This is a genomic window from Proteus sp. G2609 (assembly GCF_963896135.1).
Classification (GTDB): Bacteria; Pseudomonadota; Gammaproteobacteria; order Enterobacterales; family Enterobacteriaceae; genus Proteus; species Proteus mirabilis.
Window position 1 is genome coordinate 1 of record NZ_CAWQNB010000028.1, and the last position, 17,379, is coordinate 17,379.

Below are 17,379 nucleotides of genomic sequence, written 5' to 3' on the forward strand. Positions count from 1 at the left end.
CACATAACACGTATCTCTTAGGTAAGGAGGTGATCCAACCGCAGGTTCCCCTACGGTTACCTTGTTACGACTTCACCCCAGTCATGAATCACAAAGTGGTAAGCGCCCTCCCGAAGGTTAAGCTACCTACTTCTTTTGCAACCCACTCCCATGGTGTGACGGGCGGTGTGTACAAGGCCCGGGAACGTATTCACCGTAGCATTCTGATCTACGATTACTAGCGATTCCGACTTCATGGAGTCGAGTTGCAGACTCCAATCCGGACTACGACAGACTTTATGAGTTCCGCTTGCTCTCGCGAGGTCGCTTCTCTTTGTATCTGCCATTGTAGCACGTGTGTAGCCCTACTCGTAAGGGCCATGATGACTTGACGTCATCCCCACCTTCCTCCGGTTTATCACCGGCAGTCTCCTTTGAGTTCCCACCATTACGTGCTGGCAACAAAGGATAAGGGTTGCGCTCGTTGCGGGACTTAACCCAACATTTCACAACACGAGCTGACGACAGCCATGCAGCACCTGTCTCAGCGTTCCCGAAGGCACTCCTCTATCTCTAAAGGATTCGCTGGATGTCAAGAGTAGGTAAGGTTCTTCGCGTTGCATCGAATTAAACCACATGCTCCACCGCTTGTGCGGGCCCCCGTCAATTCATTTGAGTTTTAACCTTGCGGCCGTACTCCCCAGGCGGTCGATTTAACGCGTTAGCTCCAGAAGCCACGGTTCAAGACCACAACCTCTAAATCGACATCGTTTACAGCGTGGACTACCAGGGTATCTAATCCTGTTTGCTCCCCACGCTTTCGCACCTGAGCGTCAGTCTTTGTCCAGGGGGCCGCCTTCGCCACCGGTATTCCTCCACATCTCTACGCATTTCACCGCTACACATGGAATTCTACCCCCCTCTACAAGACTCTAGCCAACCAGTTTCAGATGCAATTCCCAAGTTAAGCTCGGGGCTTTCACATCTGACTTAATTGACCGCCTGCGTGCGCTTTACGCCCAGTAATTCCGATTAACGCTTGCACCCTCCGTATTACCGCGGCTGCTGGCACGGAGTTAGCCGGTGCTTCTTCTGCGGGTAACGTCAATTGACAAGGGTATTAACCTTATCACCTTCCTCCCCGCTGAAAGTACTTTACAACCCTAAGGCCTTCTTCATACACGCGGCATGGCTGCATCAGGCTTGCGCCCATTGTGCAATATTCCCCACTGCTGCCTCCCGTAGGAGTCTGGGCCGTGTCTCAGTCCCAGTGTGGCTGATCATCCTCTCAGACCAGCTAGAGATCGTCGCCTAGGTGAGCCTTTACCCCACCTACTAGCTAATCCCATATGGGTTCATCCGATAGTGCAAGGTCCGAAGAGCCCCTGCTTTGGTCCGTAGACATTATGCGGTATTAGCCACCGTTTCCAGTAGTTATCCCCCTCTATCGGGCAGATCCCCATACATTACTCACCCGTCCGCCGCTCGTCAGCAAGAAAGCAAGCTTTCTCCTGTTACCGCTCGACTTGCATGTGTTAGGCCTGCCGCCAGCGTTCAATCTGAGCCATGATCAAACTCTTCAATTAAAAGTGTTTGATGCTCAAAGAAATCGAAAACTTAGCTTATTCATTATATGAATTAACTTGTTAGTCACTCTTCAAGACTTGATACATCTAATTTTTTAGAAGATATCGTCTCTGCGAGTGCCCACACAGATTGTCTGATAATTTGTTAAAGAGCAGTGCAACTGTCGCTGCCGTTTCCGGTCTTCTGCGTTGTTGCGAGGAGGTGCATTCTACATCTTCCTCATTCAGTGTCAAGCGCTAATTTATCAGGCTTTTCACTTTTTCTTTTGTTCTCTCAGCCGGTTCGCTTAGCGCCCTGTGCCGTGACAACGAGGACGCATTATAGGGAGTTTTCTGAGGCTGGCAATAGTTTTTTTAAGAAAAAAATTCGTTTGCTTAATTCCACAGCAAAACCCTTAGTTATACGCAGTTATCAACAATTTTATCCACATGCCATCTTTTCCCACAAATTTAGCATGTCAAACGCAAACGTTTGCGTTATTATAATACCCAAATGAGTGAGATTGATTTTGTCTTCATCTTCTGAAATGTTAGTGGTGCAAACACAATTTCACTGTATCAACGTGACTTTTCATCACAATGACTACTGTTATACAAAAACCCAAGGGATAAACCTCATGCAACACCTTCGTCCTATCCGCCGTGCTCTTTTAAGTGTGTCTGATAAAGCAGGTATTTTAGAATTTGCGAAAGCGCTTGTAGAAAGAAATGTAGAACTTTTATCAACAGGAGGGACAGCGCGTCTATTAGCAGAAGCTGGCTTACCCGTTATAGAAGTCTCTGACTACACCGGTTTTCCAGAAATGATGGATGGTCGTGTAAAAACACTTCACCCTAAAGTACATGGTGGTATTTTAGGACGTCGTGGACAAGATGATACCATTATGGAGGAACATGATATTCGTCCTATCGACATGGTTGTTGTCAATCTTTATCCCTTTGCTAAAACAGTAGCTCGTCCCGATTGCTCATTAGCAGATGCTGTTGAGAATATTGATATTGGTGGTCCTACCATGGTTCGTTCCGCAGCAAAGAACCATAAAGACGTCACCATTGTGGTTAATAGCAATGACTATGAAAAAGTGATTGAAGAAATGGACAATCACCAAAACAGTCTAACTTTAGATACACGTTTTGATTTAGCCATTAAAGCCTTTGAGCATACCGCAGCTTATGACAGTATGATTGCGAACTACTTTGGCCAAAAAGTTGCACCTTATTATGGTGATACTTCACAACCATCAGGAACCTTCCCTCGTACCTTAAATCTTAACTATATAAAGAAACAAGATATGCGTTATGGTGAGAATGCTCATCAGCAAGCGGCTTTCTATATAGAAGAGAATATTGAAGAAGCCTCTATCGCAACAGCAAATCAATTACAAGGTAAGGCACTCTCTTATAACAATATTGCCGATACTGATGCTGCATTGGAATGCGTGAAATCATTTTCCGAACCAGCTTGTGTTATCGTGAAACATGCAAACCCTTGTGGCGTTGCTATTGCGGACACCCTCACACAAGCATATGACAATGCATTTAAAACTGATCCAACTTCTGCATTTGGCGGTATTATCGCTTTCAATAGAAGCTTAGATGCAAAAACAGCAAGTGCCGTTATAGAGCGTCAATTTGTCGAAGTCATTATCGCGCCTTCTATTAATGAAGATGCTCTACCTATTTTAGCAACCAAACCTAATGTTCGTGTATTAGCCTGTGGTGAATGGCAAGAAGCTAAACCTGCGCTTGATTTCAAACGGGTTAACGGAGGCTTACTAGTACAAGATCGTGATTTAGGTATGGTTAAAGAAGAAAACCTAAGGGTTGTCACGCAACGCCAGCCTAGTGAACGAGAATGGAAAGATGCGCTATTTTGCTGGAAAGTTGCAAAATTTGTGAAATCCAACGCAATTGTGTATGCCAAAAATGATATGACGATTGGCATCGGTGCGGGCCAAATGAGCCGTGTCTATTCTGCTAAAATAGCAGGGATTAAAGCGGCTGATGAAGGTTTAGAAGTGGCAGGTTGCGCCATGGCATCTGATGCATTCTTTCCCTTTAGAGATGGTATTGATGCGGCAGCTATGGCCGGTGTAACTTGTGTTATTCAGCCAGGTGGTTCTATTCGTGATGATGAAGTAATTGCTGCAGCTAATGAACACAATATCGCGATGATTTTTACTAACATGCGTCATTTCCGCCATTAATAAGGGATTGCTATGAAAATTTTAATCATTGGTAATGGTGGCCGTGAACATGCACTAGCTTGGAAAGTAGCGCAATCTCCTTTAGCAACCCAAGTGTTTGTTGCCCCCGGTAATGCAGGAACAGCATTAGAACATGGCGTACAAAACGTCGATATTAGTGCCACTGATATTGCCGCATTAGTTGCATTTGCCCAACAAAATCACATTGATTTAACCATTGTGGGGCCTGAGGCACCATTGGTAATTGGTGTAGTAGATGCGTTCAAACAAGCGGGACTGATGATTTTTGGCCCCACCAAAGGTGCGGCACAACTAGAAGGTTCGAAAGCATTTACAAAAGATTTTTTAGCCCGCCATCATATCCCAACAGCAGCTTATCAAAACTTTACTGAAATAGCGCCTGCACTTGAATATCTCCATAAAGTTGGCACACCTATTGTGATTAAAGCGGATGGCCTAGCTGCGGGTAAAGGTGTCATTGTTGCCATGACACATACCGAAGCAGAAAATGCGATAAAAGATATGTTAGCAGGTAATGCTTTTGGTGATGCAGGACACCGTATTGTTATTGAAGAATTTCTTGATGGAGAAGAAGCCAGTTTTATTGTCATGGTGGATGGTGAAAATGTACTTCCGATGGCAACAAGTCAAGATCATAAGCGCGTCGGTGATGGTGACTCAGGCCCAAACACCGGCGGAATGGGGGCTTATTCTCCTGCACCAGTTGTTACTCCTGAAATCCACCAGCAAGTCATGGATAACATCATTTATCCAACAGTCAAAGGCATGGCTGCCGAAGGACATCGCTATCAAGGTTTTCTTTATGCAGGCTTAATGATTGATAAGCAAGGTATTGCCAAAGTCATTGAGTTTAACTGCCGTTTTGGCGATCCGGAAACGCAACCTATTATGATGCGCATGCAATCAGACTTAGTTGATCTCTGTTTAGCGGGTGCAAAAGGCGAACTAGCAGGTAAAGACTCCATTTGGGATCCCCGCCCCGCTTTAGGTGTTGTAATGGCTGCCGGTGGCTATCCTGATAACTACCGCCAAAATGATATTATTGAGGGACTAACAGCAACATCTTCTTCAACAGCTAAGGTATTTCAAGCAGGAACAAAATTAACAGCTCAAGGTGAAGTTGTTACAGCAGGAGGCCGAGTATTATGTGCAACTGCTTTAGGGGAAGATATCGAACAAGCTCAAAAGAATGCCTATGCTTTAGCCAAAAGTATTCACTGGTATGGCTGTTTCTATCGCCATGATATCGGCTATCGTGCCATTGCGCGTTTAAAAAAGTAAGTTAAAACAGCAAAAGGGAGTGATCACAAACTCTCTTTTGTTGGTTCCCATTTACAAAAATCGTGTTCTGCAACCATTAACAACTGGTTACCTTCGGGGGAATCCAGCCAAGCAACATAAGCGGGACGAGTTAGATGCTGTGTTCTACGTTTTAGCCAACGTTGTTCTGGTGCTTCAAATGATACATTCACTTTTTCACCCGCACATGTTGTCAATGTATCTTGATACCAGGTTCCTTGAACTAACTTTACCTGACCTATTGCCAATGCCTTACTGATCTCTCGTTCTCGACTGGCTGCAAATACCATTTTTAAACGTTCATCTTCTGTTAATGGGCGCTTTTGTCCTTGATACTCTTGTTGCATAAAGATAACTTCGCCACGTTTATTTAAACGTAAATGCCAAGAGGAAGGATGGGAGGGATTAACGATTTCACTGCGAATTTGCCATAATCTATTTTGGCGGTACTCATAAAAAGTGACAACAGTTTCAGGCTTTTGATAAAAGCTATAGACACTCATAATCACTTGAGGCTCTGATGTTTTGTTATTTAAACGCCAAAGCCGCACAACCCCTTCATCTGCAATATAGCCCGTTGCAGAAAATTCGGGTAGTTGTGGAGAAGAAGAGCAGGCGCTGAGCAAAAAAGAGAACCCTATTGCTAACAGCCCCTGTCGTCTCAACAAAAGGGGAGCAACTCCCCCTCTATTGTTCATTCCGTTCAAAGGAATTATTTTACTGCGTCTTTCAGTGCTTTACCGGCAGTAAATGCAGGAACGTTAGCTGCTGCAATTTTAATTTCTTTGCCAGTTTGAGGGTTACGACCAGTACGCTCTGCACGGTGATTCACTTTGAATGTACCGAAACCAACTAACTGGACAGAATCACCTTCTTTCAGAGCACCTGTTACTGAGTCGATAAACGCTTCAATAGCAGCTTTTGCCTGAGTTTTTGTCAGATCCGCTTTTTCAGCAACTGATTCGGTTAATTCAGCTTTGTTCATAAAATAGTCCTTAAAGTATGTTTTATCGTTTGAAAAACATCTGGTGAAAAAACTTAATTCATCTTTTTTAGAGAGTCAGTTAAGCAAAACACCTGAGCCACTTCTTTTCGTACCCAATGTAGAACATACACGGGGGTAATGTGAAGTCTTTAAACGTCGCTTTTCAAGCACTAAATCACGTTTTTCTGATTTAGTGCGTTAATTCTATACCGATATTGCTCATTCCAGATTCGCGCAGGTCTGTACGCAGACCTTTTATTAGTTCAATATCTCTTTCTTCGCACTCAACAAGTAGGCGATAAATTTCCCATTGAATATCGAACTCTTCAGTGACCGCAGCAAGAGATTTTAATTCTTCTTCAGACATTTCTCTTTCTGCTTGTGTCATTTCAAGTGTAGCAACAGTTCCAACCGAAATTTTGCTCACTTCAATAGCATGACTGAGTGACTCACCACTTAAACGAGAATGAATAAGCTCACTCAGTGCCACACAGGCGTCGATTGCAGGATAGACACCATAAATATCAAACTGAGATGCATCAGGAATAGCTTCTTCTAATTTCTCTAATTGAGAATCAAAATTCACCTTCGCATCTTTTACCGTTAAAGTTTCCCAAACTAGATCGAGAATACGACGATACAGGGTTGGATCAGTAAATCCTGTTTCGCGACAAAATACCTGATAATTTGGATACATTCTCTCACACAGGCACGCCATAAACGTTAAGTGTTGCCAACTTTCAAGCTTTTCTAAACGTAAATGGATTGGGTTCTTCAACATTAGTGATTACTCATTTTCTTAACTTAGCCGCAGTTTACCTGAAAATTGAAAATATCCACATATTTACCGCCGATTTAGAGCTTATTCTTATTCAATTGCTCAAATAATCGCCTATTTGAGGCAATACCATCGGCCCAACGAGTCGGTTCAGGTAATCGATATCCATTTATACAACGTTTTACCCACGCTAATGCACTCTCCATACTCACTTTATAGCCTGGAGAAATATATAAAGGTTTACATCTTTTTTTACTACGATAAATCCAACCTAACTGCTCATCCTTATCCATTAATTTTTCCGTACTTCCTACATCGTCGTCTAATTTTTTATCATCACCACATAAACGACTTTTTGCCACACCGATGGTTGGAATATCGGCTAAGAGTCCAAAATGACTTGCCACCCCTAACCGTCTAGGATGTGCGATCCCTTGACCATCAACAAAAACAAGTTGCGGTTTTTGCTTGATGCCCTGCCAAGCTTTTAATAACGCAGGACACTCACGGAATGAAAGGAGTCCGGGAATATAAGGTAGTAATGTTGCAATACGGGCTATTTGATATTCAACAATTTCAAAGGAGGGATAATGCATAACAACAATAGCGGCACGAGTAACCGCACCGCTATTTTCAAATCCGACATCAGCACCTGCAATATAAGTTGGTGCCAGAAATTGGTCGGTTAAGATAATCTGTTGAGCTTTCTCTGTCTGCTCTTGACGTAATTGCTGAGTATTAATCATTATCCTGATGATAAGGCTTCGATAGACGGTGAACCGCATCAATAAATGCTCCAGCATGCGCTGGTGGAACATCTTGATGAATACCGTGCCCAAGATTAAAGACATGACCAGTACCTTTGCCAAAGCCAGCTAAAATCGTAGCGACTTCTTGTTCTATTCTTGCTGGTGGCGCATACAACATAGAAGGATCCATATTACCTTGTAAGGCAACCTTATCACCGACTCGACGGCGAGCATCTTCGATATCAATCGTCCAATCAAGTCCTAATGCATCACAACCTGTGGCTGCCATCGCTTCTAACCAACGCCCACCACCTTTAGTAAATAAGGTGACCGGAACTTTCCTGCCCTCATTCTCACGAATAAGACCATCAACAATCTTATGCATGTATTGTAATGAGAACAATTGATAATCGCGTCCTGTTAGCACACCTCCCCATGTATCGAAGATCATGATGGATTGTGCCCCTGCTTTAATCTGAGCATTCAAATAAAGGATAACGCTATCCGCCAGTTTATCCAGTAATAGATGCAGAGCTTGTGGCTCGCTATACATCATTTTTTTAATTTTTGTGAACGCCTTACTACTTCCACCTTCAATCATATAAGTAGCTAGTGTCCATGGACTACCTGAAAAACCAATTAATGGCACATTACCTTGCAATGCATGACGAATAGCACGTACCGCATTCATGACATAACCTAGTTCATCTTCCGGATCGGGAATAGGTAATTTTTTTATATCATCAAGGCTATTTATCGGTGTTTTAAAACGAGGACCTTCCCCTGTTTCAAAATACAGACCTAATCCCATCGCATCAGGGATAGTTAAAATATCAGAAAATAGGATAGCGGCATCTAAAGGAAAACGTCTTAAAGGCTGTAAGGTAACTTCGCATGCCAATTCGGTATTTTTGCACAATGAGATGAAGTCTCCCGCCTGTGCTCGTGTTTCCTTGTATTCAGGAAGGTATCTGCCTGCCTGACGCATCATCCAAACAGGGGTGACATCAACAGGTTGGCGCAACAGCGCACGTAAATAGCGGTCGTTTTTCAACTCACTCATGTCTAACTCCATTAATAGTAATAGGGCCGCAAAATAGCGTGTAGTGTAACATGTTGGAAAAATAACAGTTGGCAGACAACACCTTTATTTAGCTATTTTCTTCATCTTGTCTAATATTCGCTATCGTATCTTCTATTAAACGTCGCGCAATAGTATCAGAAGGTGGTATTTGTGGTAACTCATCATAGCGATACCATGCTGCACTGATTAATTCCGAAGGATCATGTCGTAATTCTCCCCCTGCATAATCGGCAAGAAACCCCATCATAAGAGAATGAGGGAAAGGCCATGGTTGTGAAGAAACATAACGAATATTGCGAATATGAATATGACTTTCTTCAAAAACTTCGCGAGCTACCGCATCTTCTAAGCTTTCTCCTACTTCAACAAAACCAGCTAAAACGGTGTAGAGTGGTGAATGTTTATGCCTAACGTGGTGTGCTAATAGAATTTTATCTTTATTACGAATACCAACAATAATACAAGGTGCTATTTGTGGGTAATAACGCTCATGACAGTTATCACATAAACATGCCCATTCACTCTCACTATGGCGCATTTTAGCCCCACAATAGCCACAAAACCGATGAGAACGATAAAATTCAGCAAGTTGAACACCACGACCGACTAATTTAAATAACTTTTCATCTTGAGATGCGATAAGCCTTGGTGAACACATATCGCTTTCCATTTTGTCATAAATCAGCCAGACGTTTTCTCCTTGCCATTCCCCAACAATTTTGGCTTGTTTACCCACAAGTCCCCAATCTGTTGCTAAACCAAATGGAAGTTCACCTTTGGGTAACCAAACTCGGCCGCCTAGGCTGACTGTCCACCAGCCTTTTTCACCACCTGTTAGCGTATATAAATGCATAGTAATAATTCTATCTTAGTTAATGATATACAATAGAGGATACTCTCTTTCACAAGAGCCGCTCAATGAATTATGTCGCTACGCCAAAATTCATCTATACCTCCATGGTAAAAATATAAATTATATTTATAAATAAGGTTCACTCGAATGACAAACATAACGAAACATAAGATCGCTATTTTTGATTTAGATGAAACACTGTTAGCCGGAGATTCTAGCTGTTTATGGACAAATTACTTGTGGGAGAAAAAGAGAGTCACTGATCCTGCTTTTTTAGCTTTAGATAAACAAATGATCGCTGACTATTATGCAGAAAGGCTCAATATAAATCAGTACTTACACCAACATTTATCTTATTTTAATCAGCATAATATTGAAGAAATAAATCAATGGGTTACTGATTTTACTCATACCATAATCAAGCCATTACTCTATCCCCAAGGCATTAATACCATAAACCTATACCGACAACAAAATATCCCCGTTATCATTATCTCTGCAACTATGTCTTTTCTGGTACATGCGATTGCAAAACAACTTAATGCTGATATTTCTATGGGCATTGATATGCAGATAAAAAATAATCATTATACAGGCCATATTGAGGGTATTCCTACCTTTAGAGAGGGTAAAGTCACTCGACTCAATCAGTGGAAAGAACAAAACAACATTAATAATTCTTATATTTATTTCTATACTGACTCAGCCAACGATCTCCCTTTATGCTATCAAGCAAATGAGGTTATCACCATTAACGCCGATGAAAGATTAAGCCAAATAGCAACAGAAAAAGAATGGCAACAGTGCTACTGGCAGTTAAATAAATAATCATTATCGGGCTTGTAGTTTTTAAGATCTTTAATATACTGTGGGCATTCTTGTCGGAGTGCCTAGTGTTTATAAGGCTATTTTAAACACAGGCTGAGACCGTTAATTCGGGATCCGCGGAACCTGATCGGGCTAATACCCGCGAAGGGAACAAGAGTCATTCGACCTTTAGATAGCTTCATTGTGTCTATTTTTTACACTCTTATCTGTCGATACTCCCTGCGACCTCCAGACAAGCATTTTTCTCAATATTCACCCGACAAGCCTTGTGCTTGATTGATATTTATTAGGAAATGCTATGTCCAAAAATCAAACTATCTCTATTAAAGATGTTTCGCCCACTGCGAATAAACAGCGCCCACGTAAAGAACAACGTGATGCAGCGCAATCCTTTATTAGCACTATTCAAGGTATTAATTTTCCCAATTCAAAACGTATTTATATCACTGGTACTCGTTCAGATATTCAAGTGCCAATGCGTGAGATCCAACTTGATAAGACCCTGATCGGTGGCTCAAAAGAAGATCCTATTTTTGAAGAGAATGAACCTATCCCAGTCTATGACACTTCAGGGCCTTATGGTGATCCAACTTCTCAACTTGACGTTAATCTTGGCTTAAAAAAAATTCGCCAACCATGGATTGATGCGCGTAATGATACCGAACCTCTTTCACACTTAAGTTCTGATTTCACTCAACAACGCCTTACTGATGCAGGATTAGAACATCTACGCTTTCCGCTAAAACCCAGCCCTAGAAAAGCGCTAAATAATAAGAGAGTGACGCAATTACATTACGCTCGCAAAGGTATTATTACGCCAGAAATGGAATTTATTGCCATTCGAGAAAATATGGGGCGAGAACGTATTCGTAGCGAAGTATTACGCCAACAACATGCCGGATTTAGCTTTGGTGCACATTTACCTGACAATATTACACCTGAGTTTGTACGCCAAGAAGTTGCCGCCGGCCGTGCCATTATTCCTGCCAATATCAATCACCCAGAATCTGAGCCGATGATTATTGGCCGTAATTTCTTAGTTAAGGTGAATGCTAATATCGGCAACTCTTCGGTTACCTCATCTATCGAAGAAGAAGTAGAAAAACTGATTTGGTCAACACGTTGGGGGACCGATACGGTAATGGATCTGTCAACTGGACGTTATATCCACGAAACACGTGAATGGATCATCCGTAATAGCCCAGTCCCTATTGGTACTGTTCCTATTTATCAAGCTCTCGAAAAAGTTAACGGTATTGCAGAAGATCTCACTTGGGAAATGTTCCGTGATACTTTATTAGAACAAGCGGAACAAGGGGTAGATTACTTCACTATCCATGCAGGTGTCCTATTACGCTATGTTCCTATGACCGCAAAACGTTTAACGGGCATTGTCTCTCGTGGTGGATCAATTATGGCGAAGTGGTGTTTATCACACCATAAAGAGAATTTCCTCTATACCCACTTCCGGGAGATTTGCGAAATCTGCACCGCTTATGATGTTTCATTATCATTAGGTGATGGTCTAAGACCTGGCTCTATCCAAGATGCTAACGATGAAGCACAGTTCGCTGAATTACATACCTTGGGTGAATTAACAAAGATTGCTTGGGAATATGATGTACAAGTCATGATTGAAGGCCCGGGCCATGTACCAATGCAGATGATACGTCGCAATATGACGGAAGAACTAGAGCATTGTCATGAAGCCCCCTTCTATACATTAGGCCCTCTAACAACTGATATAGCACCGGGCTACGATCATTTTACTTCCGGTATTGGCGCTGCAATGATTGGCTGGTTTGGCTGTGCCATGCTCTGTTATGTCACTCCGAAAGAGCATCTCGGACTCCCCAATAAAGAAGATGTGAAACAAGGTCTTATTACTTATAAAATCGCCGCCCATGCTGCTGATCTTGCCAAAGGACATCCCGGCGCGCAAATTCGTGATAACGCCATGTCTAAAGCCCGTTTTGAGTTTCGATGGGAAGATCAATTTAATCTAGCACTTGATCCTGAAACTGCCCGTCAATATCACGATGAAACCTTACCTCAAGCATCGGGAAAAGTCGCTCACTTCTGCTCTATGTGTGGACCTAAATTCTGCTCAATGAAGATAACACAAGAAGTGCGTGATTATGCAGCAGGTATGGAGCAGATGTCACAAGCCTTTAAAGCCCATGGTAGTGAGCTATACCACAGTGCAGAAATAGCCAGTTCCGAGGTAGCTGATAATGAACAGATCCTCTAATTCGGCTTTTGCCCCAACCGAAAAAAAGTTGGGGCTTTACCCTGTTGTCGATTCTATTGAATGGATTGAGCGCCTGTTGAAAATAGGTGTAACAACGATCCAATTGCGCATCAAAGATAAACAGCCCAAAGATGTTGAACAAGATATAATCACTGCAATCAAATTAGGCCGTGAGTATAACGCAAGATTATTTATCAATGATTATTGGCAACTCGCCATTAAACATCACGCTTATGGTGTTCATCTTGGACAAGAAGATCTCGACATTGCCGATCTTGATGCTATTAAACAGTCAGGTTTATGCCTTGGTATTTCCACCCATAATGACACTGAACTACAAAGAGCAAAAAGGTTACTTCCCTCTTATATTGCTTTAGGGCATATATTTCCAACGACGACGAAAGATATGCCATCAAAGCCACAAGGTTTAAGAGCACTCAAACATCAAGTAGAACAAACTCATGATTTTCCAACCGTTGCTATTGGCGGGATCTCTCTAGAAAAAGTCTCTGATGTCGTAGCAACTGGCGTTGGTGGAGTTGCTTTAGTGAGTGCAATAACAAAGGCATCAGACTGGCAACAGGTAACACTTAAATTATTAGAATTAGTAGAGGGAAAACCATCATGCTAAATGATAATGATTTTATGCGTTATAGCCGACAAGTGATGTTAGAAGATATAGGCTTAGAAGGGCAAACCAAAATACAGCAAGCCAGAGTATTAATTATTGGCTTAGGTGGGTTAGGCTCTCCAGCATCACTTTATCTAGCAGGGGCTGGAGTGGGTGAACTTATTTTAGTCGATGATGATAATTTGCATGTCTCGAATTTACAGCGTCAAATTCTCTATCGCACTCAAGATATCCCAGATGCAAAATCAGACATCGCCAAACAGGCTCTACTTGCCTTAAATCCTGACATTAAAATCACCACCTATAAACAACGTGTTAATGATGATTTTCTCTCTACGTTGCTTCAAAACATCGATTTAGTTTTAGATTGCACTGATAACATGAGCACTCGCCAAGCAATCAATCGTATCTGTGTTAAACAACAAATACCGCTTATTAGTGGCAGTGCCGTTGGATTTAGTGGTCAGTTGATCGTGTTTGAGCCCCCTTTTATTCATGGTTGTTACCACTGTCTCTATCCTGATAACAAAGAGCCACAACGCAATTGCCAAACAGCTGGAATTCTAGGCCCCGTTGTAGGGGTCATTGGTACTCTGCAGGCACTTGAAGCAATTAAGTTACTTGCAGGTTTACCAAGTACGTTAAGTGGAAAACTACGTCTGTTCGATGGTAGAAAACAAAATTGGAGCACCTTGCGCTTAACACCATCAAAAAACTGTCCTGTTTGTCGAGGGTTAGCATGAATATTACCGTAAATGACGAACGTTATTCTCTGGATATGCCTGTCACGATAAGCCAGCTCCTTATTGAGTTAAAACAACCTTCTATGGGGGTGGCACTCGCTATCAATGACATCATTATTCCGCGTGAAAACTGGAATACACAAATGATCAATGAGGGTGACACAATTCTTCTCTTTCAAGCAATTGCGGGAGGCTGATATGTTGAAAATTGCTGATACTACATTCACATCAAGGTTATTTACTGGTACAGGTAAATTTGCGACACCAACACTCATGGCTGAAGCCATTAAAGCCTCTGGTAGCCAATTAGTCACAATGGCAATGAAGCGTGTTGATTTAAAAAATGGCAATGATGATCTAATCGCCCCTCTAAAATCATTAGGGATAAAATTATTACCTAATACTTCTGGTGCAAAAACAGCACAAGAAGCCGTTTTTGCTGCACGATTAGCAAAAGAGGCCTTTGATACCCATTGGATCAAATTAGAAATTCATCCTGATACCAAATACCTACTTCCTGATCCAATAGAAACACTTAAGGCGGCTGAACTTCTCGTTAAAGAAGGTTTTGTGGTTTTACCTTATTGCAGTGCTGATCCGGTATTATGCCGTCGCTTAGAAGAGGTAGGATGCGCAGCTGTAATGCCGTTAGGTTCACCTATTGGTTCCAATCAGGGTTTACAAACTCGCGATTTTTTGCGGATTATTATTGAACAAACCTCAATACCCGTTGTTGTTGACGCTGGTATTGGCGCACCAAGCCATGCTCTTGAAGCTTTAGAATTGGGTGCGGATGCTGTACTCGTCAATACCGCCATAGCCGTAGCTAAAAATCCAGTTTTAATGGCTCAAGCTTTTAAAGCTGCAATTGATGCTGGAGAGCTTGCTCGACAATCTGGACTGGCTGTACCGACTTCAATAACACATATGCAAGCACAAGCCTCTAGCCCATTAACCCAATATTTAGAGGCTTTCTAATGAAAACATTTTCTGATTATTGGCAACAATTAGATTGGGATGACATCACGTTAAGACTGAATAGTAAAACTTGTGAAGATGTTGAAACTGCTTTATCTCATCATACTTTAACTCTTGATGATTTTATGGCGCTGATCTCCCCTGCTGGCCGACATTATTTAGAGCCAATGGCACAACGCGCCCAGCAACTAACTCGACAACGTTTTGGTAATGTTGTCGGTTTATATGTTCCACTGTACCTCTCTAATTTATGTGCTAATGATTGCACTTATTGTGGTTTTTCAATGAGTAATGCCATCAAGCGCAAAACATTAAATGAAAACGAAATCCTTGCTGAATGTCATAGCATTCGGCAATTAGGTTTTGATAGCCTGCTACTCGTTACAGGAGAGCATCAAAGAAAAGTTGGTATGGATTATTTCCGTCAATATATACCGCTTATTCGCCAGCAGTTCAGTTTATTAATGATGGAAGTACAACCTCTGGCGACCAATGAGTATGCTGAATTAAAAACGCTCGGTATTGATGGTGTAATGGTTTATCAAGAAACCTATCATGAACCCACTTATCAGTTGCATCATCTAAGAGGAAAAAAACAAGATTTTCATTGGCGGTTACAAACCCCTGATAGATTAGGGCAAGCCGGCATTGATAAAATTGGTTTAGGTGCACTAATTGGTTTATCTGACAGATGGCGTACCGATTGTTATATGGTGGCTGAGCATCTGCTATTTTTACAAAAACGTTACTGGAAAAGTCGTTACTCTATCTCCTTTCCTCGTCTACGCCCATGTGCTGGTGGGCTTAATCCTGCATCGGTAATGAGTGAAGCAGAATTAGTTCAGTTGATTTGTGCTTTTCGTATTTTAGCCCCCGATGTTGAGCTTTCCCTTTCAACACGTGAATCGCCTTACTTTCGCGATAATACAGTACCTTTAGCCATCAATAATATCAGCGCTGGCTCTAAAACTCAGCCCGGTGGTTATTCTGATAGTCATGAGGAGTTAGAGCAATTTTCACCTAATGATAATCGTCATGTCAGTGATGTAATTAATGCCCTAAAAACACGAGGATTACAGCCTGTATGGAAAGATTGGGATAACTATTTAGGTCGTTAATAGAGATAAAATAATACCGCGTTTTAATTTATTTTTTTAATAAATATAATCGCGGTTTTATTACATAACACATAGTAATAAATAATAAAAAATAATATCAATACGTTAGATATAACAATAAATTTTTCTTAAAAAGATTAAGTTAACTAACTATTTCATTAAGTTAAAAGCAATATTTTAAGTTCTTGTATACTTAAACCAGTTATTCGTTCAATAAATTCCAACTCAACATTTTCTTTTAATAAGTTTTTTGCTAATTGTATTTGTACTATCTTTTTACCTATTTCTATACCTTCGTTTTTACCTATCTCTATACCTTCATTTTTACCTATCTCTATCCCCTCCATTTTTCCTAATTTAAATCCTTTATTTTCTAACCGCCATGCAATATTCATAATCGTCTCTCTATGGTTATCTACTTGTTCAGCTATCTTATTTATGATGGATTCAAAATCCGCCGCGTCCATAATTGAGAATAAATATTGTACAACAGCGATAGTGTCTTCATCACTGCAGTTTTTCTGATTTATCGCTTTTGAGAGAAGCATCGCTAACTTATCAAGATCATCGCAACTGTTCACATGTTTCATTGCAATTTCCATTACAGCGGCTTTTCTATGTGTTAATAAAATTTCATCATCAATTGAATTCAAATCAATTAATGCAAAATTATTAAGATAGAGTTGATTTGCCAATGTAGAAAGCGGAAAACAATCTAACCAATTGACAGAAAAAGGATAAGGTTTGCGTTTGCCATGATAAAACAAGATAGGAACAACCAACGGCAAAGATGTGTAACCTTGCTGTAGATGCTGATTCATAGTGCAAAACGCATAGTGCATCATACGCCAAGCGATCATTTTATCGGGTCGAGATTGGTGCTCAATTAAGAAATAAATTGAGATATTCCCCTTTTTGGTTTTCACTGAGTAGAGAATATCTGACATACGAGAACGTAATTTAATATCGATAAAAGAGGAATTTTGTAGCTTTAAAGTTGAAAAATCACAATAGCTTTTTAATTCATCTGATAAATGGATAAAAAAGAAATCCTTAGCATTACTGATATTCATCATGAAGCGTTTGAATGCAGCATCATGAGAAGAAATTAAAATAGGTTTATTCATCGCTGACTCCGTGCTAAATGTGGACCGCCAGCTTACAGAAAAAAATGACCTTTTACTTAGTAAAAAATTATCATAAATATCTGAAAAATATAAACTTAATTATTTAACTTACCTATACAAGTATAAAAAGAGCAAAAAAATACCCTCGATAACTATCGAGGG

The 17,379-nt window shown here is 41.1% G+C and carries 16 protein-coding genes, 1 rRNA gene and 1 riboswitch; of the genes, 9 read left to right on the top strand and 8 right to left on the bottom strand.

What is annotated here, in order from left to right; genetic code table 11:
- Positions 1 to 22 precede the first annotated feature (22 nt).
- Positions 23 to 1,565, bottom strand: a 16S ribosomal RNA gene (locus tag AACV01_RS08135).
- 617 nt (positions 1,566 to 2,182) lie between these two features.
- Here AACV01_RS08135 and purH point away from each other — a divergent pair.
- Both purH and purD read left to right on the top strand, forming a co-directional pair.
- A complete protein-coding gene (gene purH / locus AACV01_RS08140) occupies positions 2,183 to 3,772 on the top strand; it encodes a bifunctional phosphoribosylaminoimidazolecarboxamide formyltransferase/IMP cyclohydrolase (protein WP_004250094.1) in 1,590 nt (529 codons plus the stop codon).
- 12 nt (positions 3,773 to 3,784) lie between these two features.
- Positions 3,785 to 5,074: a phosphoribosylamine--glycine ligase gene (gene purD, locus AACV01_RS08145; RefSeq protein ID WP_049196535.1), complete on the top strand. Its 1,290-nt coding sequence runs from the start codon at positions 3,785 to 3,787 to the stop codon at positions 5,072 to 5,074.
- Between the two features lie 23 nt (positions 5,075 to 5,097).
- Here the strand turns inward: purD and AACV01_RS08150 are convergent, their stop codons facing one another.
- The 6 genes from AACV01_RS08150 to nudC all read right to left on the bottom strand — a co-directional run bounded on the left by AACV01_RS08150 (position 5,098) and on the right by nudC (position 9,541).
- Complete coding sequence (locus AACV01_RS08150; protein ID WP_004246923.1) at positions 5,098 to 5,790, bottom strand: DUF1481 domain-containing protein; 693 nt, start codon at positions 5,788 to 5,790, stop codon at positions 5,098 to 5,100.
- Between the two features lie 14 nt (positions 5,791 to 5,804).
- Positions 5,805 to 6,077, bottom strand: a complete 273-nt coding sequence (locus AACV01_RS08155; RefSeq protein WP_004246922.1) for an HU family DNA-binding protein — start codon at positions 6,075 to 6,077, stop codon at positions 5,805 to 5,807.
- A 190-nt stretch (positions 6,078 to 6,267) separates the two neighbouring features.
- Positions 6,268 to 6,858, bottom strand: coding sequence for a YjaG family protein (locus tag AACV01_RS08160; protein WP_004246921.1), 591 nt, complete (start codon positions 6,856 to 6,858; stop codon positions 6,268 to 6,270).
- 74 nt (positions 6,859 to 6,932) lie between these two features.
- Positions 6,933 to 7,601 carry a deoxyribonuclease V gene (gene nfi, locus AACV01_RS08165; protein WP_161682684.1) on the bottom strand — a complete coding sequence of 223 codons (669 nt, stop codon included), beginning with the start codon at positions 7,599 to 7,601 and terminating at the stop codon, positions 6,933 to 6,935.
- Complete coding sequence (hemE, locus tag AACV01_RS08170; RefSeq protein WP_004249140.1) at positions 7,594 to 8,667, bottom strand: uroporphyrinogen decarboxylase; 1,074 nt, start codon at positions 8,665 to 8,667, stop codon at positions 7,594 to 7,596. The genes nfi and hemE overlap by 8 nt, the downstream gene beginning before the upstream one ends.
- 88 nt (positions 8,668 to 8,755) lie before the next feature.
- The gene (gene nudC, locus AACV01_RS08175; protein ID WP_004246918.1) at positions 8,756 to 9,541 is read right to left on the bottom strand and encodes an NAD(+) diphosphatase; all 786 of its coding nucleotides are present in this window, start codon (positions 9,539 to 9,541) and stop codon (positions 8,756 to 8,758) included.
- A 147-nt stretch (positions 9,542 to 9,688) separates the two neighbouring features.
- Between nudC and AACV01_RS08180 the strand changes: the two genes are divergently transcribed.
- The 7 genes from AACV01_RS08180 (at position 9,689) to thiH (ending at position 16,090) form a co-directional block, all read left to right on the top strand.
- Entirely contained in the window at positions 9,689 to 10,369 is a 681-nt protein-coding gene (locus AACV01_RS08180; protein WP_020946353.1) for an HAD family hydrolase, read from the top strand.
- A gap of 44 nt (positions 10,370 to 10,413) precedes the next feature.
- Positions 10,414 to 10,536: riboswitch (TPP riboswitch) on the top strand.
- A 131-nt stretch (positions 10,537 to 10,667) separates the two neighbouring features.
- On the top strand, positions 10,668 to 12,620 hold the full coding sequence (gene thiC / locus AACV01_RS08185; protein WP_161682686.1) for a phosphomethylpyrimidine synthase ThiC: 1,953 nt from the start codon (positions 10,668 to 10,670) through the stop codon (positions 12,618 to 12,620).
- Entirely contained in the window at positions 12,604 to 13,251 is a 648-nt protein-coding gene (thiE, locus tag AACV01_RS08190; protein WP_017628672.1) for a thiamine phosphate synthase, read from the top strand. The genes thiC and thiE overlap by 17 nt, the downstream gene beginning before the upstream one ends.
- Positions 13,245 to 13,994 carry a HesA/MoeB/ThiF family protein gene (locus AACV01_RS08195; RefSeq protein ID WP_004246914.1) on the top strand — a complete coding sequence of 250 codons (750 nt, stop codon included), beginning with the start codon at positions 13,245 to 13,247 and terminating at the stop codon, positions 13,992 to 13,994. The genes thiE and AACV01_RS08195 overlap by 7 nt, the downstream gene beginning before the upstream one ends.
- Positions 13,991 to 14,191, top strand: a complete 201-nt coding sequence (gene thiS, locus AACV01_RS08200; protein WP_004250087.1) for a sulfur carrier protein ThiS — start codon at positions 13,991 to 13,993, stop codon at positions 14,189 to 14,191. Before AACV01_RS08195 ends, thiS begins: the two co-directional genes overlap by 4 nt.
- 1 nt (position 14,192) lies before the next feature.
- Positions 14,193 to 14,972: a thiazole synthase gene (locus AACV01_RS08205; protein ID WP_012368506.1), complete on the top strand. Its 780-nt coding sequence runs from the start codon at positions 14,193 to 14,195 to the stop codon at positions 14,970 to 14,972.
- Positions 14,972 to 16,090, top strand: a complete 1,119-nt coding sequence (gene thiH, locus AACV01_RS08210) for a 2-iminoacetate synthase ThiH (protein WP_004246910.1) — start codon at positions 14,972 to 14,974, stop codon at positions 16,088 to 16,090. Before AACV01_RS08205 ends, thiH begins: the two co-directional genes overlap by 1 nt.
- A gap of 158 nt (positions 16,091 to 16,248) precedes the next feature.
- On the opposite strand, the gene AACV01_RS08215 is transcribed toward thiH, so the two are convergent.
- Complete coding sequence (locus tag AACV01_RS08215) at positions 16,249 to 17,217, bottom strand: Rpn family recombination-promoting nuclease/putative transposase (RefSeq protein WP_049221712.1); 969 nt, start codon at positions 17,215 to 17,217, stop codon at positions 16,249 to 16,251.
- Between the last annotated feature and the right edge of the window lie 162 nt (positions 17,218 to 17,379).

Coding starts and splice junctions, on each gene's coding strand:
- purH (WP_004250094.1), top strand. CDS start 2,183: ATGCAACACCTTCGTCCTATCCGCCGTGCTCTTTTAAGTGTGTCTGAT.
- purD (WP_049196535.1), top strand. CDS start 3,785: ATGAAAATTTTAATCATTGGTAATGGTGGCCGTGAACATGCACTAGCT.
- AACV01_RS08150 (WP_004246923.1), bottom strand. CDS start 5,790: ATGAACAATAGAGGGGGAGTTGCTCCCCTTTTGTTGAGACGACAGGGG.
- AACV01_RS08155 (WP_004246922.1), bottom strand. CDS start 6,077: ATGAACAAAGCTGAATTAACCGAATCAGTTGCTGAAAAAGCGGATCTG.
- AACV01_RS08160 (WP_004246921.1), bottom strand. CDS start 6,858: ATGTTGAAGAACCCAATCCATTTACGTTTAGAAAAGCTTGAAAGTTGG.
- nfi (WP_161682684.1), bottom strand. CDS start 7,601: ATGATTAATACTCAGCAATTACGTCAAGAGCAGACAGAGAAAGCTCAA.
- hemE (WP_004249140.1), bottom strand. CDS start 8,667: ATGAGTGAGTTGAAAAACGACCGCTATTTACGTGCGCTGTTGCGCCAA.
- nudC (WP_004246918.1), bottom strand. CDS start 9,541: ATGCATTTATATACGCTAACAGGTGGTGAAAAAGGCTGGTGGACAGTC.
- AACV01_RS08180 (WP_020946353.1), top strand. CDS start 9,689: ATGACAAACATAACGAAACATAAGATCGCTATTTTTGATTTAGATGAA.
- thiC (WP_161682686.1), top strand. CDS start 10,668: ATGTCCAAAAATCAAACTATCTCTATTAAAGATGTTTCGCCCACTGCG.
- thiE (WP_017628672.1), top strand. CDS start 12,604: ATGAACAGATCCTCTAATTCGGCTTTTGCCCCAACCGAAAAAAAGTTG.
- AACV01_RS08195 (WP_004246914.1), top strand. CDS start 13,245: ATGCTAAATGATAATGATTTTATGCGTTATAGCCGACAAGTGATGTTA.
- thiS (WP_004250087.1), top strand. CDS start 13,991: ATGAATATTACCGTAAATGACGAACGTTATTCTCTGGATATGCCTGTC.
- AACV01_RS08205 (WP_012368506.1), top strand. CDS start 14,193: ATGTTGAAAATTGCTGATACTACATTCACATCAAGGTTATTTACTGGT.
- thiH (WP_004246910.1), top strand. CDS start 14,972: ATGAAAACATTTTCTGATTATTGGCAACAATTAGATTGGGATGACATC.
- AACV01_RS08215 (WP_049221712.1), bottom strand. CDS start 17,217: ATGAATAAACCTATTTTAATTTCTTCTCATGATGCTGCATTCAAACGC.